General features: G+C 65.3%; 15 protein-coding genes, 2 tRNA genes and 1 pseudogene. 7 read left to right on the plus strand and 11 right to left on the minus strand.

Features of this window, described 5'->3' with window-relative positions; translation table 11 throughout:
* Positions 1–7: 7 nt before the first annotated feature.
* Genes nuoH through FLL57_RS10105 form a run of 10 tightly spaced genes read right to left on the minus strand, consistent with a single transcriptional unit; the run spans position 8 to position 9260 of the window.
* A complete protein-coding gene (gene nuoH, locus FLL57_RS10060) occupies positions 8–1033 on the minus strand; it encodes an NADH-quinone oxidoreductase subunit NuoH (protein ID WP_013502273.1) in 1026 nt (341 codons plus the stop codon).
* A gap of 9 nt (positions 1034–1042) precedes the next feature.
* Positions 1043–3118 carry an NADH-quinone oxidoreductase subunit NuoG gene (gene nuoG, locus FLL57_RS10065; protein ID WP_013502272.1) on the minus strand — a complete coding sequence of 692 codons (2076 nt, stop codon included), beginning with the start codon at positions 3116–3118 and terminating at the stop codon, positions 1043–1045.
* A gap of 5 nt (positions 3119–3123) precedes the next feature.
* Positions 3124–4449, minus strand: a complete 1326-nt coding sequence (gene nuoF / locus FLL57_RS10070; protein WP_013502271.1) for an NADH-quinone oxidoreductase subunit NuoF — start codon at positions 4447–4449, stop codon at positions 3124–3126.
* Between the two features lie 18 nt (positions 4450–4467).
* Complete coding sequence (locus tag FLL57_RS10075) at positions 4468–4683, minus strand: hypothetical protein (protein ID WP_013502270.1); 216 nt, start codon at positions 4681–4683, stop codon at positions 4468–4470.
* Complete coding sequence (gene nuoE, locus FLL57_RS10080; protein WP_013502269.1) at positions 4680–5429, minus strand: NADH-quinone oxidoreductase subunit NuoE; 750 nt, start codon at positions 5427–5429, stop codon at positions 4680–4682. Before nuoE ends, FLL57_RS10075 begins: the two co-directional genes overlap by 4 nt.
* A 2-nt stretch (positions 5430–5431) precedes the next feature.
* On the minus strand, positions 5432–6403 hold the full coding sequence (locus tag FLL57_RS10085; protein ID WP_142882812.1) for an FkbM family methyltransferase: 972 nt from the start codon (positions 6401–6403) through the stop codon (positions 5432–5434).
* On the minus strand, positions 6400–7608 hold the full coding sequence (locus FLL57_RS10090) for an NADH-quinone oxidoreductase subunit D (RefSeq protein ID WP_142882813.1): 1209 nt from the start codon (positions 7606–7608) through the stop codon (positions 6400–6402). Before FLL57_RS10090 ends, FLL57_RS10085 begins: the two co-directional genes overlap by 4 nt.
* Before the next feature lie 51 nt (positions 7609–7659).
* Positions 7660–8274, minus strand: a complete 615-nt coding sequence (locus tag FLL57_RS10095) for an NADH-quinone oxidoreductase subunit C (RefSeq protein WP_142882814.1) — start codon at positions 8272–8274, stop codon at positions 7660–7662.
* 12 nt (positions 8275–8286) lie between these two features.
* Positions 8287–8883, minus strand: coding sequence for a NuoB/complex I 20 kDa subunit family protein (locus tag FLL57_RS10100; protein WP_013502265.1), 597 nt, complete (start codon positions 8881–8883; stop codon positions 8287–8289).
* An 11-nt stretch (positions 8884–8894) separates the two neighbouring features.
* Complete coding sequence (locus FLL57_RS10105) at positions 8895–9260, minus strand: NADH-quinone oxidoreductase subunit A (protein WP_013502264.1); 366 nt, start codon at positions 9258–9260, stop codon at positions 8895–8897.
* Between the two features lie 310 nt (positions 9261–9570).
* Here FLL57_RS10105 and FLL57_RS10110 point away from each other — a divergent pair, with 310 nt between their 5' ends.
* Positions 9571–9765 carry a hypothetical protein gene (locus FLL57_RS10110; protein WP_013502263.1) on the plus strand — a complete coding sequence of 65 codons (195 nt, stop codon included), beginning with the start codon at positions 9571–9573 and terminating at the stop codon, positions 9763–9765.
* Between the two features lie 312 nt (positions 9766–10077).
* Here the strand turns inward: FLL57_RS10110 and FLL57_RS10115 are convergent.
* Positions 10078–10154: transfer RNA gene (locus FLL57_RS10115), tRNA-Asp, on the minus strand.
* A gap of 245 nt (positions 10155–10399) precedes the next feature.
* Here FLL57_RS10115 and FLL57_RS10120 point away from each other — a divergent pair.
* The 6 genes and pseudogenes from FLL57_RS10120 to FLL57_RS10145 form a co-directional block, all read left to right on the plus strand.
* A pseudogene (locus FLL57_RS10120) lies at positions 10400–10714 on the plus strand (HU family DNA-binding protein); the annotation flags it as partial.
* Between the two features lie 296 nt (positions 10715–11010).
* Complete coding sequence (pepT, locus tag FLL57_RS10125; protein ID WP_142882815.1) at positions 11011–12264, plus strand: peptidase T; 1254 nt, start codon at positions 11011–11013, stop codon at positions 12262–12264.
* A gap of 145 nt (positions 12265–12409) precedes the next feature.
* Entirely contained in the window at positions 12410–13654 is a 1245-nt protein-coding gene (locus FLL57_RS10130; protein WP_142882816.1) for an efflux RND transporter periplasmic adaptor subunit, read from the plus strand.
* Between the two features lie 28 nt (positions 13655–13682).
* Positions 13683–16823, plus strand: a complete 3141-nt coding sequence (locus FLL57_RS10135) for an efflux RND transporter permease subunit (protein ID WP_142882817.1) — start codon at positions 13683–13685, stop codon at positions 16821–16823.
* Positions 16824–16912: 89 nt separating this feature from the next.
* A tRNA-Val gene (locus FLL57_RS10140) sits at positions 16913–16989 on the plus strand.
* A 341-nt stretch (positions 16990–17330) separates the two neighbouring features.
* Positions 17331–19979, plus strand: a complete 2649-nt coding sequence (locus tag FLL57_RS10145) for a bifunctional diguanylate cyclase/phosphodiesterase (RefSeq protein ID WP_142882818.1) — start codon at positions 17331–17333, stop codon at positions 19977–19979.
* The last annotated feature ends 282 nt before the right edge of the window (positions 19980–20261 follow it).

Raw genomic sequence — 20261 nt, forward strand, 5'->3', positions numbered from 1 at the left:
CAAAGCCTCATTTCGGTGCCAGGCCGGCGAACTGCAGCACGGCCGCCACGATCACCACCATCGCCAGCGACAGCGGCAGGAACACCTTCCAGCCCAGCCGCATCAACTGGTCGTAGCGGTAGCGCGGCACGATCGCCTTCGCCATCGCGAACAGGAAGAACATGAACAGCAGCTTCAGCGAGAACCAGACGATGCCCGGCACCCAGGTGAAGGGAGCGTAAGGCACCGGCGGCAGCCAGCCGCCCAGGAACAGGATCGTGCCCATCGCGCACATCGTGACGATCGCCACGTATTCGCCGAGCATGAACAGCAGGTACGGGGTCGACGAGTATTCGACCATGAAGCCGGCGACCAGTTCCGATTCCGCTTCGACGAGGTCGAACGGCGGGCGGTTGGTTTCGGCCAGCGCCGAGACGTAGAACACCACGAACATCGGGAACAGCGGCAGCCAGTACCAGCCGAGCATGCCCCATTTGCCGTCCTGCGCCTCGACGATCGCGGTCAGGTTCAGCGAACCGACGCACAGCAGCACGCAGATCACCACGAAACCGATCGAGACTTCGTAGGATACCATCTGCGCCGCCGAGCGCAGCGCGGCGAGGAACGGATACTTCGAGTTCGACGACCAGCCGGCCATGATGATGCCGTACACCGACAGTGACGACACCGCGAGGATGTACAGCACGCCGACATTGATGTCGGCGATCACCCATCCGGCATTCACCGGGATCACCGCCCAGGCGGCGAGCGCCAGTACGCAGGTCACCAGCGGCGCCAGCAGGAACAGGCCCTTGTTGGCGCCGTCCGGAATGGTCGGCTCCTTGACGACGAATTTCAGCAGGTCGGCGAACGATTGCAGCAGGCCCCACGGTCCGACCACGTTCGGGCCGCGCCGGATCTGCACCGCCGCCCAGATCTTGCGGTCGGCGAGCAGGATGTAGGCGATCGCGATCAGGAGGATGACCAACAGCAGCACGCTCTGCCCGATCACGATGAGCAGCGGCCACAGGTTGGTCGCGAAGAATTCAGCCATGGGTCCCGCCTACTCCGCCGCCGTCAGCAATTGCCCCGACGCCAGGCGGGAGCACTCCGCCATCACCGCGGACGCCCGCGCGATCGGGTTGGTCATGTAGAAATCGGCGATCACCGGCTTGAACGGCGTCTTCTCGACGCTGCCGCCGGCGCTCGCCAGCTTGCGCAGATCGGCCGGATCGCCGGCCTCGATCTGGTCGATCCGCATCAGATGCGGCACCTCGGCGAACAGCGCCTTGCGCAGCGCCGCCAGCGAGTCGTAGGGCAGCTTGGCGCCGAGCGCCTCCGACAGCGCCCGCAGGATCGCCCAGTCCTCGCGCGCATCGCCCGGCGGGAAGGATGCCCGGTTGGCGATCTGCACGCGGCCTTCGGTGTTGACGTAGATGCCGGACTTCTCGGTGTAGGCGGCGCCCGGCAGGATCACGTCGGCGCGGTGCGCGCCGCGATCGCCGTGAGTGCCGATATAGACCACGAACGCGCCGTCCGGCACCTTGACCTCGTCGGCGCCGAGCGAAAACAGCACGTCGACGCCGCCAGCCGTGGCCATCTCCGCCGCGCCCAGCCCGCCCGCACCCGGTACGAAGCCGATGTCGAGCGCACCGACACTGGAAGCCGCCGGATGCAGCACCGCGAAGCCGTTCCAGCCGTCGTCGAGCGCGCCGACGTCGGCGGCGAGCTTGGCCGCCAGCGACAGGATAGCCGCGCCGTCGCGCCGCGCCGTCGCGGCCGCGCCGACCAGGATGATCGGGTGCTTGGCGTTCTTCAGGGTTTCGGCGAAGCCGTGCTTGCCGGCGATCAGATCGTTCAGCGTGTCGGTGCCGGCGCCGAGATAATCGTAGTGATAGGTCAGCTCCGCCTGCTCGCCGATCAGCCCGATCGGCATGCCGCTGGCGCGCCAGCGCTTGCGGATGCGGGCATTGACGATCGCCGCCTCCTTGCGCGGATCAGAGCCGATGATCAGCACCGCGTCGGCCTGCTCGATCCCGGCGATCCCCGGATTGAAGATGTAGCCGGCCCGGCCGGCCTTCGGATCGAACGCAGCGACGTTCTGCGCCGCGACGTTCGCCGAGCCGAGCTTGGCGAGCAACTGCTTCAGCGCGAACATCTCCTCGACCGCGGCGAGGTCGCCGGCGATCGCGCCGATCTTCTTGGCCGAGGTGCCGTCGAGCCTGGCCTTGATCGCGGCGAACGCCTGCGGCCAGCTCGCCGGCTTCAGCTTGCCGCCCTCGCGGACGTAGGGCCGGTCAAGCCGCTGGGTGCGCAGGCCGTCGACCACGTGGCGGGTCTTGTCGGAGATCCACTCCTCGTTGATCGCCTCGTTGACGCGCGGCAGAATCCGCATCACCTCGCGGCCGCGGGTGTCGACCCGGATCGCCGAACCGACGCCGTCCATCACGTCGACCGACTGGGTCTTGCCGAGCTCCCAGGGCCGCGCCGCGAACGCATAGGGCTTCGAGGTCAGCGCGCCGACCGGGCAGATGTCCACCAGATTGCCCTGCAGCTCGGACGTGAGCGCCTTCTCCAGATAGGTGGTGATCTCCATGTCCTCGCCGCGGCCGATCGCGCCCATCTCCGGCACGCCGCAGATTTCCGCCGCGAAGCGCACGCAGCGGGTGCACTGGATGCAGCGGTTCATCGAGGTCTTGACCAGCACGCCGAGATACTTGTCCTCGACGGCGCGCTTGTTCTCGGCGAACCGGCTCTGGTCGACGCCGTAGCCCATCGCCTGGTCTTGCAGGTCGCACTCGCCGCCCTGATCGCAGATCGGGCAGTCGAGCGGATGGTTGATCAGCAGGAACTCCATCACGCCCTCGCGGGCCTTCTTGACCATCGGCGACTTGGTCGAGACTTCCGGCGGTTCGCCGTTCGGGCCCGGACGGCAGTCGCGCACGCCCCAGGCGCAGCTCGCGACCGGCTTCGGCGTGCCCTTCAGCTCGACCAGACACATCCGGCAGTTGCCGGCGATCGACAGCCGCTCGTGGTAACAGAACCGCGGAATTTCCGCGCCGGCCGACTCGCAGGCCTGCAGCAGGGTGTATTCCGGCGGAACTTCGACTTCCTTGCCGTCGACGATGATCTTGATCATGGCAGTCACTCCGCCGCTTGCATGTGCGCCGGATCGAGCACGCCCTGATCGTCGAGCGTAGCCTTGCGCGAGAAATCGTCGATGCGGCGCTCGATCTCCGGGCGGAAGGCGCGGATCAGGCCCTGGATCGGCCAGGCCGCGGCGTCGCCGAGCGCGCAGATGGTGTGGCCTTCGACCTGCTTGGTCACTTCCAGCAGCATGTCGATCTCGCGCTTGTGGGCGCGGCCTTCGACCATGCGGTCGAGCACGCGCCACATCCAGCCGGTGCCTTCGCGGCACGGCGTGCACTGGCCGCAGCTCTCGTGCTTGAAGAAGTAGCTGATGCGCGCGATCGCCGCGATCACGTCGGTGGACTTGTCCATGACGATGACGCCGGCGGTGCCGAAGCTCGACTTCACCGCACGGGTGCCGTCGAAATCCATGATCAGCTCTTCACAGTCGGCCGCCGGGATCAGCGGACACGACGCGCCGCCGGGAATGATCGCGAGCAGATTGTCCCAGCCGCCGCGAATGCCGCCGCCGTGCTTCTCGATCAGTTCGCGGAACGGAATGCCCATCGCTTCTTCGACGACGCAAGGCGTGTTGACGTGGCCGGAGATGCCGTAGAGCTTGGTGCCGACGTTGTTGGGCCGGCCGATCGACGAGAACCACGCCGCGCCGCGGCGAAGAATGTCCGGCGCGACCGCGATCGACTCGACGTTGTTGACGGTGGTCGGGCAGCCGAACAGACCGACGTTCGCCGGGAATGGCGGCTTCAGCCGCGGCTGCCCCTTCTTGCCTTCGAGGCTCTCGAGCAGAGCGGTTTCTTCACCGCAGATGTAAGCGCCGGCGCCGTGCGCGACGTAGAGGTCGAACGGATAGCCGTGGACGTTGTCCTTGCCGATCAGCTTGGCCTCGTAGGCCTGATCGATCGCCGCCTGCAGCCGCTCGCGCTCGCGGATGAATTCGCCGCGGACATAGATGTAGCCGGTGTGGGCGCCCATCGCGCAGCCCGCCAGCAGGCAGCCCTCGACCAGCGTGTGCGGGTCGTGTCGCATGATCTCGCGGTCTTTGCAGGTGCCGGGCTCGGACTCGTCGGCATTGACGACCAGATAGCTCGGCCGGCCGTCGGCATTGTCCTTCGGCATGAACGACCATTTCAGGCCGGTCGGGAAGCCGGCGCCGCCACGGCCGCGCAGGCCTGACGCCTTCATCTCGTTGATGATCCAGTCGCGGCCCTTGTCGATGATCGCCTTGGTGCCTTCCCACGCGCCGCGACGGCGCGCGCCCTTCAGCGTCCAGTCGTCGAGACCGTACAGGTTCCGGAAGATGCGGTCCTTGTCGTCCAGCATGGCTTGCGGCGTTCCCTGTCAGCGTTTCGATTGCATGTAAGCGAGCCCGATGGCGCAGCCCCCGAAGGTCAGCGCCCAGAGCAGGCTCGATTGGAGTGTCGCACCGAGCGCGTAGTGCTGCAGCAGAAATATGAAAGCTGCGGCGGCGACACCGTGCAGCAGGATGTAGATCGGGGTCGGCATGGCTCTCACGCTTTCCGCGACGGCGCGCCCCGCAGGGGCGTTCGTCGTCATGGCGGGTTCTTCTCGGTGGCGTCGGCGGCCGGCGGCTTCGGCGCCGGGCGTTCCTGAACATTGGCCGCCGCCCCGGGCCGCTTCGCTTCGTCGTCGGTCAAAGCCGGCCCGTTGGCGTCAATAGGCGCTACGTTGATACCACCCGTCTTCAGGGTCGTCGGTCCGGTGATCGGCGCCGCATGCTGTCGGCCGTTCTGCGGACCCGGCTGCGGCGGGTGACCACTGGCAAAACCGTCGAGCACCTTGTTCAAGGTCTCCGGCGTCAGATCCTCGTAGACGTCCTTGAAAATCTGCACCATCGGCGCGTTCACGCAGGCGCCGGCGCACTCGACCTCCTCCCAGGAGAAGTCGCCGTCGGCGGACAGATGGAACGGGTCGTGATGAATCCGGTTCTTGCAGACCTCGATCAGCTCGCCGGCGCCCCGCAGCCGGCACGGCGTGGTGCCGCAGACCTGGACGTGGGCTTTCTTGCCGACCGGGTTGAGCTGGAACATGGTGTAGAACGTCGCGACTTCCAGGGCGCGGATATGAGGCATCTGGAGCATGTCGGCCACAGCGCGGATCGCCGCTTCCGGCAGCCAGCCGCCGCACTGCTCCTGCGCCCGCCACATGATCGCGATCACCGCCGAGAACTGCCGTCCGGGCGGATATTTGGTGATCTCCTTCTGCGCCCAGGCGAGATTCTCCGCGGTGAACGCGAAGCTCTCGGGTTGCAGCTCTTTCGGTGCCAGACGACGAACGGACATGCTCAGTTTCTCGCCGAGCGCTGCGCCACGCTCGCATTCAGGTGTTGGATTCGGGCCTGCCAGAACGCGCTCGCGGTTCCGACGACGTTGTAGCCGACATTCGACGCGACCTTGATCCGGTCGAGAATGCCGAGATCGACCACGGCCTCGTAGCGATTGCTTTGCGGGTCGTACACGACCAGCTTCAGCGGGGTATGTTCGAGGATGTAGCGCGAAACGGTGTGATCGCGGTCGCTGCCATGCTCCTCGCACAGGATCGCAGTGTCTTCCGCCAGCAGCCGTTCGCCGCCGCGAATCGCGTCGATCTCGACCCCCTCGACGTCGAGCTTGACGATGTACTTGCCGCCGCGCGGCAGATGGCCGTCGTCGATCAGGTCGTCCAGCCGGATCACCGGCACGTCCTCGCCGCCGGCCCCGGGCTTGCCGACGATGCTGAACGCCTCGTGCTTGGTACCGGACAGTCTGGCGGTGCCGCGGGCGGCGCCGACCGCGCATTTCATCACCGCGAACCGATCGCCGTTGACCTTGGCGTTTTGCACCAGCCGGGCGAAATTCTGGCTCGACGGCTCGATCGCCAGCGTGCGGTGCGCGCCGAACGGCGCACTCGACACCAGCACCGACCAGTAGCCGTAATTGGCGCCGCAATCGACGAACGTGAAATCGACATCGGCCGCATCGCGGAACAGCAGGTCCAGCTCGATCTCATAAGAGTAATCGCGCTGCAGCAGCTTGCTCCAATAGCCGTCGCCGTAGGGGAACACGAAGGTGGCGTCGGGATTGAGTCTGATCGCGATGTCGCGTTCCGGCAGCGCCTTGCGCATCAAATTGGCCGCGGCGTTGTAGCCGCGATACGAAAACGTCGACGACACCCTCGCGCCCATCACCAGCGCACACGCCGCCATGCGCTCGAGAGCACCGGCGCCCTCGAGAGCGCCGGTGGCGCGGTCGAACTGAATGGGCCCGGGCGCGTTCACCGATCGACCTCTCCGAACACGATGTCGAGCGAGCCGAGGATCGCCGAGACGTCCGCCAGCAGGTGACCGCGGCTGAGGAAGTCCATCGCTTGAAGATGCGCAAAGCCCGGCGCCCGGACCTTGCACTTGTACGGCTTGTTGGTGCCGTCGGACACCAGAAACACGCCGAACTCACCCTTCGGCGCCTCGACCGCGACATAGACTTCGCCGGCCGGGACGTGGAAGCCCTCGGTGTACAGCTTGAAGTGATGGATCAGCGCTTCCATCGAGCGCTTCATCTCGCCGCGCCGCGGCGGGAAGATCTTGTGGTCGTCGACCACGACCGGTCCCTGCCCGTCCGGCGCACGCAGCCTGGCGATGCACTGCTTCATGATCCGCACCGACTGCCGCATCTCTTCCATGCGGATATGATAGCGATCGTAGCAGTCGCCGTTCTTGCCGATCGGCACTTCGAAATCGAGCTCGGCGTAGCACTCGTAGGGCTGCGACTTGCGCAAATCCCAGGCAGCGCCGGAGCCGCGCACCATCACGCCGGAGAATCCCCAGGCCCAGGCCTGATCGAGCGTGACCACGCCGATGTCGACGTTGCGCTGCTTGAAGATGCGGTTGTCGCTGAGCAGCCGGTCGAGATCGTCGACCACCGCCGGAAACGCGTCGCACCAGGCGTCGATATCGTCGATCAGCTTCGGCGGCAGATCCTGATGCACGCCGCCGACGCGGAAATACGCCGCGTGCATCCGGCTGCCGGAGGCGCGCTCGTAGAACATCATCAGCTTTTCGCGCTCTTCGAAGCCCCACAGCGGCGGGGTCAACGCACCGACGTCCATCGCCTGCGTGGTGACATTGAGCAGATGCGACAGGATGCGGCCGATCTCGGCGTACAGCACGCGGATCAACTGAGCGCGGCGCGGCACCGCGATCCCGCGCAGCTTCTCCACCGCGAGGCAGAAGGCGTGCTCCTGGTTCATCGGAGCGACGTAATCGAGCCGATCGAAATACGGAATCGCCTGCAGATAGGTCTTGGCTTCGATCAGCTTCTCGGTGCCACGATGCAACAGGCCGATATGCGGATCGACCCGTTCCACCACTTCGCCGTCGAGCTCGAGCACCAGCCGCAGCACGCCGTGCGCCGCCGGATGCTGCGGACCGAAATTGATGGTGAAGTTGCGGACGCTGGGCGCGTCCGGAATAGCAGCGTCAGCCATTGGGCAAGCTCCGCTTGCTGGCGAGTTGCGAATAGCAAATGGCGAATGACGTCACGACTTCACTCCCGCCTTCTCGTCTCCGGGAAGAACCGGATAGTCAGCACCTTCCCAGGGCGATAGGAAATCGAACTTACGGAATTCCTGATTGAGCCGCACCGGCTCGTAGACGACTCGCTTCTGGTCGTCGTCGTAGCGAACCTCGACGAAGCCGGAGAGCGGAAAATCCTTGCGCAGCGGGTGACCGTCGAAGCCGTAGTCGGTCAGCAGCCGGCGCATGTCGGGATGGCCGGTAATGATGATGCCGTAAAGATCGTAGGCTTCGCGCTCGAACCAATCGGCGCCGGGGAATACATTGATGATCGAGGGCACCAGGGTGGTCTCGCCGACCTCCGCTTTGACCCGCACCCGCTCGTTCAGCTTCGGCGACAGCAGGTGGTAGACGATCTCGAATCGCTCGGCGCGGCCGGGATAGTCGACCGCCGTCATGTCGATGAAGCTGATGAAGCGGAAGCGCGGATCGTCGCGCAGCAGCCGCATCACCTCCACGATCTTGCCGGCATCGACGGTCAGCGTGAGCTGACCGAACGCGACAAAGTGACCGGTCGCGATGCCCGGCAAGGCGCCGACGATCGTCTGACCCAGGGTGTCGAGCCCGTTGTCGTCCATGAAACAGCCTTTTCAGCGTTCGATAGTGCCGGTTCGACGAATCTTCTTCTGCAGCAGCATCACGCCGTACAGCAGCGCTTCGGCTGTGGGCGGACAGCCGGGCACATAGATGTCGATCGGAACGATGCGGTCGCAGCCACGCACCACGGAATACGAATAATGATAGTAGCCGCCGCCGTTGGCGCACGATCCCATCGAGATCACGTAGCGCGGCTCCGGCATCTGATCGTAGACCTTGCGTAGCGCCGGGGCCATCTTGTTGGTCAGCGTGCCGGCGACGATCATCACGTCGGACTGCCGCGGCGATGCGCGCGGCGCGAAGCCGAAGCGCTCGGCGTCGTAGCGCGGCATCGAGAGCTGCATCATCTCGACCGCGCAGCACGCCAGACCGAACGTCATCCACATCAGCGAGCCGGTGCGCGCCCAGGTGATCAGATCATCGGTCGCGGCGACGAAGAATCCCTTGTCGGAGAGCTCGCGGTTGACATTGAGAAAGAACGGATCGTTCGCCCCGACCGGTTTGCCGGTGCTGGGGTCGATGATGCCGGTTGCGGGCCGCGCGATCAGCGGCTGCGCGCCAACCGGATGTTGCGATGGCGTCGGCTGCATCGTCTCAGGCCTCAATCCCATTCCAGCGCGCCCTTCTTCCATTCGTAGGCAAAGCCGACGGTCAGGACGCCGAGGAACACCATCATTGACCAGAAGCCAGTCGCACCCAGCTTGCCGAAGGCCACCGCCCACGGAAACAGAAATGCGACTTCGAGGTCGAAGATGATGAACAGAATGGCGACGAGGTAGAATCTGACGTCGAATTTCATGCGGGCATCGCTGAAAGCATTGAATCCGCATTCATAAGCCGAGAGCTTTTCAGGATCCGGCTGCTGATACGCCACGGCGAATGGGGCGACCAGCAAGGCGAGGCTCAGACCCGCCGCAACGATGATAAAAACGACGATTGGCAGATAGTTAGACAGAATGCCGCTCATCCCGTTCCCTAACCCCGCGGCTTGTTGCGCTGCCGCAGACTCGTTCGCATTTGAATTGTTCTACCGCTTAGCGCAGTGCAACAGGGGGCGCAAGCCAAGCTGGGGCAAGACCGAGGGATTCCCCATGCATCCGGCGCCTATCGGTACGAATTCGTGACTCATCATTCACATTCGATCGTCTCAACCCCTTGGAAACCATACGGCCCGGGCACGAAACCATTTTCGGAACCGGCGAAACTTTCCTGAAACACACGCAAGGCTATCGTCGGTTTGTCGACGCGGCAACAACAAGCGCCGCGCGGAGGCAGCGATGAATCACTCCTTGCATTCAGCAGATCGTGCGACCCACCTGAAGATCGTGGTGGTGGCCCTCATCGCAGGTATCAGCGTAGCCGCACTCGGGATCACGGCCCGCACCACTGCGAGCGACAGCCAAACCGCCCACGTCATCAAGGCAACCAAGCAGATCGCTGTGACCGATTCCGGCCAGTCGACGGTGAGATAGCACTGAGCTCATCGCCGCGCATCGGCGGTAACACAGTGTTGAGAGAGGCCGCCATTGCGCGGCCTTCTGCATTTCGCGCCGGCCGAAGCCTTCACTTCCCAAAACCAGGGCAGCTCTGGCGGACAAGTCCCATGCCCACGCGAGACGGCTCAGGCCGATCGCAGTTCCGCAACAATCAAGGCGATCGAAGCTGACCGCCGGCCAGCCTATCCGGCAACGAACACACGCGGCAGGCGTTCCGGGTCACTTGTTCTGTTGTGAGGTTTTGCTCTGGGGAAATCGCGGTGTCGCCAAATGCCGATATCGGCGAAATGGCGCGAGAGACGGGGCTCGAACCCGCGACCTCCGGCGTGACAGGCCGGCGCTCTAACCAACTGAGCTACTCCCGCGTGGTTTGCATCAACCGCGCAGGCGGTCGATTAAAGGGAGCGCAGACCCAAGTCAAGCGGGTTGCGCCCAGAGAATCCCATTCTCGTGCGGATAGCTCGATTTCTCCTTTAATGGAGGCATTTTTCGACACCCAGATGCAAATAATGCGCTGTTTACGGGGCAAACGACGTAGGCAGCGCCCACCCGAATCGTCTAAGCCCTGCTACGTCTTAGTTTCTAAGCCGCCACACAACAGCAGGAGGGCTATATGGCGAAGAAAGCAGTTGCCAAATCCGCAACGCCGGCGACGGTGACCCTGAAGCATCTCGCAGCAGCGCTCGCCGAAGAGCACGAGCTGTCGAAGAAGCAGACCGAAGCCATTCTCGGCGACATGGTGACCCGCATCACCAAGCACCTGAAGAAGGGCGAGCGCATCCGCATCGTCGGCCTCGGCATTCTCCAGGTCCGCAAGCGCGCCGCCCGCATGGGCCGCAACCCGGCCACCGGCGAGCAGATCCAGATCAAGGCCAGCAAGAAGGTGGCGTTCCGCGCCGCCAAGGAGCTGAAGGAAGCGATCTGATCCTGCTTCCCGGGTCATCGGTTCGGGCGTCCGGCCTTCCGGATCGCTGGAATCAAGCTCGTCCCGCGCGGCGCTGGGGTCCGGTTCCCGATTCGATCGGAGCGGGCTCCAGTTCAGATTGAAGAACGGCAGGCTTGGGCACCCGCCCCGCCTGCCGTTTCTTTGTCAGACGCCCGGCAGACGTTTCGGGTGCGGGTCGCGCGTCACACCAGGACGAGATATCAACAGGAAAGCTCGCGACCGAACGCGCTTGATCGCCACGCCGCGGTGTTTGCGAGCCTGCAGGGAGTTCGGATGTGACCGCGATTAACTTCGACTTCACCGTGTTGGAGCGTTTCCTCCGCTACGTCACCATCGACACCCAGTCGGATCCGGATTCCGATACCTGCCCCTCCACCGAGAAGCAGAAGAATCTCGGCGCGCTGCTGGCGGAGGAGCTACGCGAACTGGGCCTCGCCGACGCGCATCTCGACCAGCACGGCTACGTCTACGCGACGATTCCGGCGACCTCGGCCAAGCCAAACGTTCCGGTGATCTGTTTCTGCGCCCACATGGACACCTCGCCCGATTGTTCAGGAGCCGGCGTCAAACCGCAGGTGTGGAAGAATTATCAGGGCGGCGACATCGTTCTGCCGGGCGATGCGACCCAGGTGATTCGGCGCGCCGAGCATCCGGCGCTGTCGGAACAGATCGGCCACGACATCGTCACCAGCGACGGCACCACCCTGCTCGGCGCCGACAACAAGGCCGGAATCGCCGAGATCATGGATGCGGCGCGGTTTCTGCTGGCGCATCCCGAGATCAAGCACGGCACGCTCAAGATCCTGTTCACCCCGGACGAGGAAATCGGTCGTGGCGTCGACAAGGTCGATCTGAAAAAGCTCGGCGCCGATTTCGCCTACACCATGGACGGCGAGAGCGCCGGCCATATCGAGGACGAGACCTTCTCGGCGGACAGCGCGGTGATCACCATCGAAGGCGTCAGCGCCCATCCGGGATTCGCCAAGGGCAAGATCGAGCACGCCATCAAGATCGCCGCTGCGATCGTCGAGCGGCTGCCCAAGACCGGCTGCTCGCCGGAGACCACCGAAGGCCGCGACGGTTTCCTGCATCCGATCGGAATCAGCGGCACGCTGGAGAAGGCCAGCATCGGCTTCATCGTCCGCGACTTCACCGAGGCCGGGCTGAAGGACAAGGAGCTGCTGCTGCAGAGCATCGTCGAGCAGGTGATGCTGGATTATCCGCGCTCGCGCGCCAAGATCGAGATCCAGCCGCAATATCGCAACATGAAACAGGTGCTGGACCGTCATCCCGAGCTGGTCGAGAACGCCCGCGAAGCGATCCGCCGCGCCGGCCTCATCCCGGTCACCAGCGCGATCCGCGGCGGCACCGATGGCGCCCGGCTGTCGTTCATGGGCCTGCCCTGCCCCAACGTGTTCGCCGGTGAGCACGCCTTCCACTCACGACTCGAATGGGTCAGCCGCCAGGACATGGAAAAGGCCGTCGAGACCATCGTGCAACTGGCGACGATCTTCGAACAGCAGGCGTAGCAGACGCATCGCAGCGAGCGGCTGCATCGCGCGACGACGCGCATAGCGGCCGCGATTTTGTCTCAATCGTTGGACCGCCACCCTGGAATCAGTTCTGAGTTCCCGTGCCGCACGGTCATGCCTGCGCGCGACACGGAGAGCTCGGATGATTTGCGCCCGCTTCGTATCTTTGGCGTCTGCTCGAAGGATCGGGATTGTCACGCTGATCGCGGGCGCGCCCATGCTCCTCGGTGCCTGCAAGGAGCAGAATACATACGCCGCGCCGCCACCGGCGAAGGTCACGGTGGCCAAGCCGACCCAGGCGCCGGTGACGCTGTATGCGGAATTCACCGGCAACACCGCGCCGGTCGCCTCGGTCGATCTCGAAGCGCGGGTGCAGGGCTTTATCGAGAGCATCGACTATCTCGACGGTGAAGCGGTCAGGAAGGATCGCGTGCTGTTCAAGATCGAGCGCGCGCAATACCAGGCCCAGGTCGACCTGCAGCAGGCGCAGCTCGACGGCACCAAGGCCAAGCAGGCCAACGCCCAGCGCGAAGCCGACAGGCAGTCGATCCTCGGCCAGAAAGACGTCGCCTCGCAGCGCAACGTTGACGACGCCCAGACCAATCTGGCGGCGGCCAACGCCCAGGTCGCCGCCGCCCAGGCGTCGCTGGCGCTGGCCAAGACCTCGCTCGGCTACACCACGGTGGCGGCGCCGTTCGACGGCGTCGTGACCCGCCGCCTGGTCAACGTCGGCACCCTGGTCGGCTCGGCCGGCGCCACCAAGCTCGCCACCATCCTTCAGGTCGATCCGCTCTACGTCTATTTCAACATCACCGAGCAGCAGCAGATCAATCTGCGTGACGCACTCGCCAAGCGCGGCAAGACGCTGAAAGATATGCGCGAAGAGCGGCTGGAGCTGCCGATCGAGGTCGCGCTGTCGTCCGACACCACGTTCCCATACGCCGGCAAGGTCGACTACATCGCGCCGCAGGTCGATCCGGCCACCGGCACCCTGCAGCTCCGCGGCTCGCTGCCGAACAAGGACGTGGCACTGGTGCCCGGCCTGTTCGTCCGGGTCCGGGTCGCGGTCGGCAAGCTCGACGACGCGCTGCTGATCAACGACACCGCGGTGATGTCGAACCAGACCGGCAGCTACGTCATGGTTGTCGGCGCCGGAGACGTGGTCGAGCAGCGCCAGGTCACGCTCGGGCCGCAGGAGGGGCAGCTCCGCGTCATCACCAAGGGATTGAAGGCCGACGACCGGGTGGTGATCGGCGCGATCCAGCGCGCCATCGCCGGCAACACCGTGGCGCCGGTGGCGGGGACCATGGCGGCCGCCCCGACGGCGCCGACCCCGGCACCTGCCGCACTGAGCCCTGGAGCCCAATCCGGCACCGCGAAACCCTGATCCGATCGGCCCTCACGAGGCGTTGCCCATGTTCTCGCGCTTCTTCATCGAACGGCCGGTGCTGTCCAACACCCTCGCCTTTCTGATCATCCTGCTCGGCGCCCTGGCGCTGATGCGGCTGCCGGTGTCGCAATATCCCGATGTGGTGCCGCCGACGGTGTCCGTCTCGGCGAGCTATCCCGGCGCCAGCGCCCGCACCGTGATGGATTCGGTGGCGCTGCCGATCGAGCAGCAGGTCAATGGCGTCGAGGGCATGATCTACATGCAGTCGACCAGCGCCAGCGACGGCAGCTACAATCTGGTCGTCACCTTCGACATCGGCACCGATCCGAACATGGCGCAGGTGCTGGTGCAGAACCGGGTGTCGCTGGCGACCGCGCAACTGCCGGCCTCGGTCTCGACCCAGGGCCTGAACGTCAAGAAGAAGTCGACCTCGATTCTGCAGTTCGTCAGCCTGGTTTCGTCCGACAGCCGCTACGACAATCTGTTTCTCTCCAACTACGCCAAGATCAACATTCAGAACGAGCTGGCGCGGCTGCCCGGCGTCGGCGACGTCTCGGTGCTCGGCTCCGGTTCGTATGCGATGCGGATCTGGCTCGATCCGGACAAGCTGCAAAGCTACGGCCTGACGCCGAGCGACGTGGTCAGCGCCGTGCAGCAGCAGAGCAACCAGGTCACCGCCGGCTTGGTCGGCGGCCCACCGGCGCCCTCGATCGTCAATTTCCAATACGCGCTCGACGTCGTCGGCCGGTTCAACGAGGCCACCGAGTTCGAGAAGATCGTGGTCAAGGCGATCGACCAGGGCGGCGGCCAGTTGGTGCGGATCGGCGATATCGGCCGGGTCGAACTCGGCGCCTCGTCCTACGGCCAGACCGCAACGCTCGACGGCAAGCCCTCGGCTGCGATCGCGATCTCGCTGCTGACCGGCGCCAACGCGCTGTCGGTGGCGCAAGCGGTCAACGCCAAGATGAAGGAGATGGCCGGCGCGTTCCCGACCGGTCTCGACTACAAGGTGTCGTTCGACAGCACCAAGTTCATCACCGCCTCGGTCGACGAGGTCTATGAGACGCTGATCATCGCCGCCGTGCTGGTGCTGTTGGTGATCCTGATGTTCCTGCAGGACTGGCGGGCGATGCTGGTGCCCGCCACCACCGTGCCGGTGACGATCATCGGCGCATTCGCGGCGATGGCGGCGATGGGCTTCACCGTCAACACCACCAGCCTGTTCGCGCTGGTGCTGGCGATCGGCATCGTGGTCGACGACGCCATCGTCATCGTCGAAGGCGTGTCCCGGCACATCGCCGGCGGGATGTCGAGCCGCGAGGCCGCGGTGAAGGCGATGTCGGAGCTGTTCGGCCCGATCATCGGCATCACTTTGGTGCTGATGGCGGTGTTCCTGCCGGCGGCCGCGATCTCCGGGCTCACCGGCAAGATGTATCAGCAGTTCGCGCTGGTGATCGCCGCCACTGCGCTGATCTCGGCAATCAACGCGGTGACGCTGAAGCCGACGCAATGCGCGCTGTGGCTGCGCGCGCCGGTGCCGCCGGAGCAGCGCAATGTCGTCTACCGAATTTTCAACGCGGTGTATGCGCGCTGCGAGACGGTGTATGCGGCGCTGATCCGCCGGCTGGTGGCGTTCAGCATTCCGACCACGATCGTCGGGCTGGCGCTGATCGGGGTCGCGTTCTACGGCCTGTCGCGGGTGCCGACCGCCTTCCTGCCCTCGGAAGACCAGGGCTATTTCATCGTCAGCCTGAAGCTGCCGGATTCGGCCTCCGCCGGCCGCAGCGAAGCGGCGGTGGCCAAGGCGGTCGAGCTGGTGCGCAAGACCGCGGGCGTCGAGAGCGTGATCGGCGTGTCGGGCATCTCGCCGCTCGACAACAACGCCACGATGTACAACGCCGGCATGCTGTACGTCGTGCTGCGCGACTGGGACCAGCGCAAGACCAAGGATCTGAGCATCGACGCGATCGCCGCCAGGGTGCGGGCCGCGCTGGCCACGCTCGACACCGCGACCGCCTTGGTGCTGATGCCGCCGCCGATCCAGGGCATCGGCAACACCTCGGGCTTCACCATGATGGTGGAGATGAAGAACGGCAGTTCGGATTTCCTGGCGCTGCAGAACGCCGCCCAGCAGCTCGCCGCCAACGCCTCGACCCAGAGCGCCATCACCCACGCGGCCTCGACCTTCAACGCCGACGTCAAGCAGCTCCGCCTGGTGGTCGACCGGATGAAGGCAGAGACGCTCGGCGTCACCGTCGGCCAGGTGTTCTCGGCGGTCGAAAGCTATCTCGGCTCGACCTATGTCAACCAGTTCACCAAGTTCAACAACGTGTTCCAGGTCTACGTCCAGGCCGACGCGCCGTTCCGGCTGCGGCCCGGCGACGTGCTGAAGCTGAAGGTCAAGGGCTCGAACGGCCAGATGGTGCCGGTCGGCGCCGTCGCCTATCTGACCGACGAGGTCGGGCCGCCGCTGATCACGCTGTACAATCTCTACCCCGCCGCAACCCTGGTCGGCAGCCCGGCGACCGGCTTCAGCTCCGGCGAAGCGATGTCGCTGATGAGCGAAGTCGCGGCCAAATCGCTGCCGTCGTCGATGGGCACGGCCTGGACCGGGATGTCGTATCAGGAACAGGTGGTCGGCAATCAGATCTACTACGTGTTCACGGTGGCGCTGCTGCTGGTGTATTTCGTGCTCGCGGGCCAATACGAGAGCTGGCTGCAGCCGCTCGCCGTGATCCTGGCGGTGCCGCTGACCCTGCTCGGTACCGTGGCGGCGCTGGAATGGTCCGGCCTGCCGAACGATCTCTATACCCAGATCGGCATCGTGCTGCTGATCGCGCTGGCGGCCAAGAACGCGATCCTGATCGTCGAATACGCCCGCGAGAAATGTATCGAAGGCATGCCGGTGGCCGAAGCCGCCATCGAGGCGGCGCGGCTCAGGTTCCGGCCGATCCTGATGACCTCGTTCGCCTTCATCTTCGGCATGCTGCCGCTGGCGCTGGCGACCGGCGCCGGTGCCGGCGCCCGGGTATCGCTCGGTATCGCAGTGGTCGCCGGCATGCTGGCCTCGACCGGCCTCGCCGTTCTGTTCGTGCCGGCGTTCTTCGCGGTGCTGCAACGGATGGGGACGCGGCGCGAGCCTGCGGCCTCTCCGGCCGAGGGCTGACGCCCGAAACCGTCACAAAGCTGGATCAGCCCTGCGCCGGTCCCGCTCGCCTTGCACAGACCATGGCGCCCGCGGTAGATAGGCGCGGCGGGCGGCTAGCTCAGCTGGTTAGAGCATCTCGTTTACACCGAGAGGGTCGGGAGTTCGAATCTCTCGCCGCCCACCAAGCGTTTCTGCTCCCCTTCCTGTCGTGTCCTCATCGCGACCGCTCAGCGGCCGGAAATCGACCGGTCGTGGCTGCGATTGGGCTCGCCTCCCCGAGAACGAGGAAATTCTGCTGCGCTGGTGAACGATCTCCGAACGCGCCAGGGGTGGTCGGTCGCGGACAGGTGCGGATTTTTCTCAGGGGTGCGGCGGCGCACGCTTTTTCGTGCAGCATGATACCGGCACTCGCGAAACCCGCCGGCACTGTGCCTGAAAGCGGCGAATGTGCCGGTAAATGTACTAACCAGATATCCATCTACCCACGGTAGTGAGGGGGAGTTCACGACGCCGCTGGGGTGGTCAATGACGAGGACGAGGTGGGACGCACGGGTTCGGAGCCTGCTGCGGGGCCCCGGAAACGTATCGGTGCGCTGGATCGTCGGGATCGGCATTCTGCTGATCGCCGCGATCTCGATGGCCACCGCCTGGATGATCGCGGACAGCCGCGAGCGCGCTCTACGCAACGCCGAGCGCGAGCTCGGCAACACGGCGATGCTGCTCGGCCGCCAGTTCGACCGCACCTTCGACGCATTGAACGTCGAGCAGAGCGAGACCGCATCCTCGCTCGTGCACACCTTTCCGCTCGCCAAGACGCTGTCGACCCACACCTTGCTGGCGCTGAAGGCCGGCGAGCTCGGCGAGTTCGACCTGTACGACAGCGCCGGCGCCCTGATCAACTCGTCGCGTCCGTGGCCGCTGCCCGATGTCCGGATCGGCCATCATCCGGCGTTCAAGCGCTGGACCTCGGACGACGAGCGCGAGGAGAGCGAGGCCGAAATCGTCCGCGACCCGGTGCGCGGCGGCCAGACCCTGGCGCTCGTCAAGCGGCTGCGCGGCCCGACCCGGGAAACCACCGGCGTGCTGACGCGGACCATCCCAAACTCCTGGTACGAGAGTCTCGCCTCATCGATCGTGCTCGGCGCGGACGCCTCGATCGCGGTGTTCACCAGTGGCGGCACACTAGTGACGCGCTGGCCGCGGTTCACCCAGGCGGTCGGCCAGAATTTCCTCGATTCCGATCTGAAGCCGCTGTTTCTGCGCCCCAACGCGACCCATCGCGTCCACAGCCCGTTCGATGGCATTCAACGGCTGGCGTCGTCCAGAATGCTGAGCAAGCAGCCGGTGGTCGTGGTGGTGTCGCGTTCGGTCGACGGCGTTCTGTCCGCGTGGTGGCGCGAGCTGTGGGTGATGGTGGCGGTCGCGCTCGCATCGGCGCTCGCGGTCGCGGTGGTGCTGTTCCAGCTCGGCCGAAACATCATCCGGCATGAAACCGATCTCCGGCAGCGCTACAGCATCGCGGTCGACAACATGGCGCAGGGGCTATCGCTGTTCGACGCCGCAGGACGGCTGCTGCTGTACAACCGTCGCTACCTCGAGATCTACCGGCTGCCCCCCGATGCGGTGAAGCCCGGCTTGCGCGGCTCCGACATCGTCGGATTGCTCGAGAAAGCCGGTCACGATCCGCATCTGATCCAGCAATACCATGCCTTCGCGATGAAGAACGCCGGAGCCCGAAGCTCGTTCGAGACCGAATTCTCCGACGGGCGGACGATCCTGATCACGCGCGAGCCGATCCAGGGCGGCGGCTGGGTGATGACCCATGAGGAGATCACCGAGCGCAAGCGCGCGGACTCACGCATCCACCACCTCGCCCACTACGACGACCTCACCGGACTGCCGAATCGTTCGTCGTTCCGCAAGCACCTCGGCGATGCGCTCGACCTGATCGAGCCGGGCGACCAGCTCGCCCTGCTCTACATCGACATCGACGAGTTCAAGATCGTCAACGATACGCTCGGCCATCCGGTCGGAGACCAACTGCTCAAATGCATCGCGGAGCGTCTGCAACGCTGCCTGGCTCCGGCCGATTACGTCGCACGGCTGGGCGGCGACGAGTTCGCGGTGGTGATGGCCGACGCCACCACGGTGCGCGACCTGGTGGCGACGCTGCAGCTCGCTTTGCGCGAGACCTTCGACTGCGCCGGCCATGTGATCTCACCCGATGCCAGCATCGGCATCGCGCTGGCGCCGGAGCACGGCCGCGAGGTCGACGACCTGATCGCCAAGGCCGACCTTGCTCTGTACGCAGCGAAATCCGAAGGCCGCCGCACCTATCGATTCTTCATGCCGGAGATGGACATCAAGGCCAAGGCCCGGCACGAACTGGCGACCGAGCTGAAGCGCGCCGTGGCCGAGCACGACTTCCATCTGCATTTCCAGCCGCTGGTCGACCTCAACTCCGGCGCGATCGCCGGCTGCGAGGCGCTGCTGCGCTGGCAGCATCCGGTGCGCGGCTTCGTCTCGCCGGCCGAGTTCATTCCGCTCGCCGAAGACATCGGACTGATCGAGGAACTCGGCGAGTGGGTGCTGGATCACGCCTGCGGCGTCGCGGTCGGCTGGCCGGCGTCGATGACGGTGGCGGTCAACGTCTCGCCGATCCAGTTCCGCCGTTCAACCTTCCCGCTCAAGGTCGCCGCGACGCTGGCGCGCACCGGGTTGCCCCCGCATCGGCTGGAGCTGGAGATCACCGAAGCGCTGCTGCTGCAGGATACCGAGTCGACGCTGGCGATTCTCAATCAGCTCCGCGCCCTCGGGGTGAAGATCGCGCTCGACGATTTCGGCACCGGCTACTCGTCGCTGAGCTATCTGCATCGCTTCCCGTTCGACAAGATCAAGATCGACAAGAGCTTCGTCGACACCCTCACCGCAGAAGCGGGCTCGGCCGCGATTGTCCGCGCGATCGTGCAGATCGCCGCTGCCGGCAACAAGACCACCCTGGCCGAAGGCGTCGAAACCGCCGCCCAGCGCGATCTGCTCCGCCAGCTCGGCTGCCAGCAGATGCAGGGCTACCTGTTCAGCCCCGCCCTGCCCGCCGACGCACTGGCCCGCCTGATCGGCCTCCCCAGCGCCGAAGGGCAAACGGCGCAGCGCAGGGCGCCGCTGACGGTGTGACACAGGTGAGCGACCGCCCCTTCGCGATCCTCTGATCCGCGTTGGCGTTGCCCACGGCGGGCGATCTCACTCCGCCGAGAATCGAACCTGTAAGTAATCCTAACAAGTTGGCGGATCTGCGCGCGAAAGTCTCTTGATCCGAGCAACCATCAAGCCGGAAGTCCGGCAATGGTCACCAAGTGTCAGGGATTCCTTGACACCTAAAGCGCCTCGCCGCCCCTGCAGAGGCGATCGAGTTGCAACCGCCCCCCTTGATGGCCGCCCAGGCACCCGCTCGTTGGC

Origin of the sequence: Rhodopseudomonas palustris, assembly GCF_007005445.1 — a bacterium.
Taxonomy (GTDB): Bacteria; Pseudomonadota; Alphaproteobacteria; order Rhizobiales; family Xanthobacteraceae; genus Rhodopseudomonas; species Rhodopseudomonas palustris_G.

Excerpts from the sequence above, each read along its gene's own strand:
- FLL57_RS10130 (WP_142882816.1), top strand. The coding sequence starts at position 12,410 with ATGATTTGCGCCCGCTTCGTATCTTTGGCGTCTGCTCGAAGGATCGGG.
- FLL57_RS10145 (WP_142882818.1), top strand. The coding sequence starts at position 17,331 with ATGACGAGGACGAGGTGGGACGCACGGGTTCGGAGCCTGCTGCGGGGC.
- FLL57_RS10075 (WP_013502270.1), bottom strand. The coding sequence starts at position 4,683 with ATGACGACGAACGCCCCTGCGGGGCGCGCCGTCGCGGAAAGCGTGAGA.
- nuoG (WP_013502272.1), bottom strand. The coding sequence starts at position 3,118 with ATGATCAAGATCATCGTCGACGGCAAGGAAGTCGAAGTTCCGCCGGAA.
- FLL57_RS10090 (WP_142882813.1), bottom strand. The coding sequence starts at position 7,608 with ATGGCTGACGCTGCTATTCCGGACGCGCCCAGCGTCCGCAACTTCACC.
- FLL57_RS10095 (WP_142882814.1), bottom strand. The coding sequence starts at position 8,274 with ATGGACGACAACGGGCTCGACACCCTGGGTCAGACGATCGTCGGCGCC.
- FLL57_RS10100 (WP_013502265.1), bottom strand. The coding sequence starts at position 8,883 with ATGCAGCCGACGCCATCGCAACATCCGGTTGGCGCGCAGCCGCTGATC.
- nuoH (WP_013502273.1), bottom strand. The coding sequence starts at position 1,033 with ATGGCTGAATTCTTCGCGACCAACCTGTGGCCGCTGCTCATCGTGATC.
- FLL57_RS10110 (WP_013502263.1), top strand. The coding sequence starts at position 9,571 with ATGAATCACTCCTTGCATTCAGCAGATCGTGCGACCCACCTGAAGATC.
- FLL57_RS10135 (WP_142882817.1), top strand. The coding sequence starts at position 13,683 with ATGTTCTCGCGCTTCTTCATCGAACGGCCGGTGCTGTCCAACACCCTC.
- FLL57_RS10105 (WP_013502264.1), bottom strand. The coding sequence starts at position 9,260 with ATGAGCGGCATTCTGTCTAACTATCTGCCAATCGTCGTTTTTATCATC.
- nuoF (WP_013502271.1), bottom strand. The coding sequence starts at position 4,449 with ATGCTGGACGACAAGGACCGCATCTTCCGGAACCTGTACGGTCTCGAC.
- nuoE (WP_013502269.1), bottom strand. The coding sequence starts at position 5,429 with ATGTCCGTTCGTCGTCTGGCACCGAAAGAGCTGCAACCCGAGAGCTTC.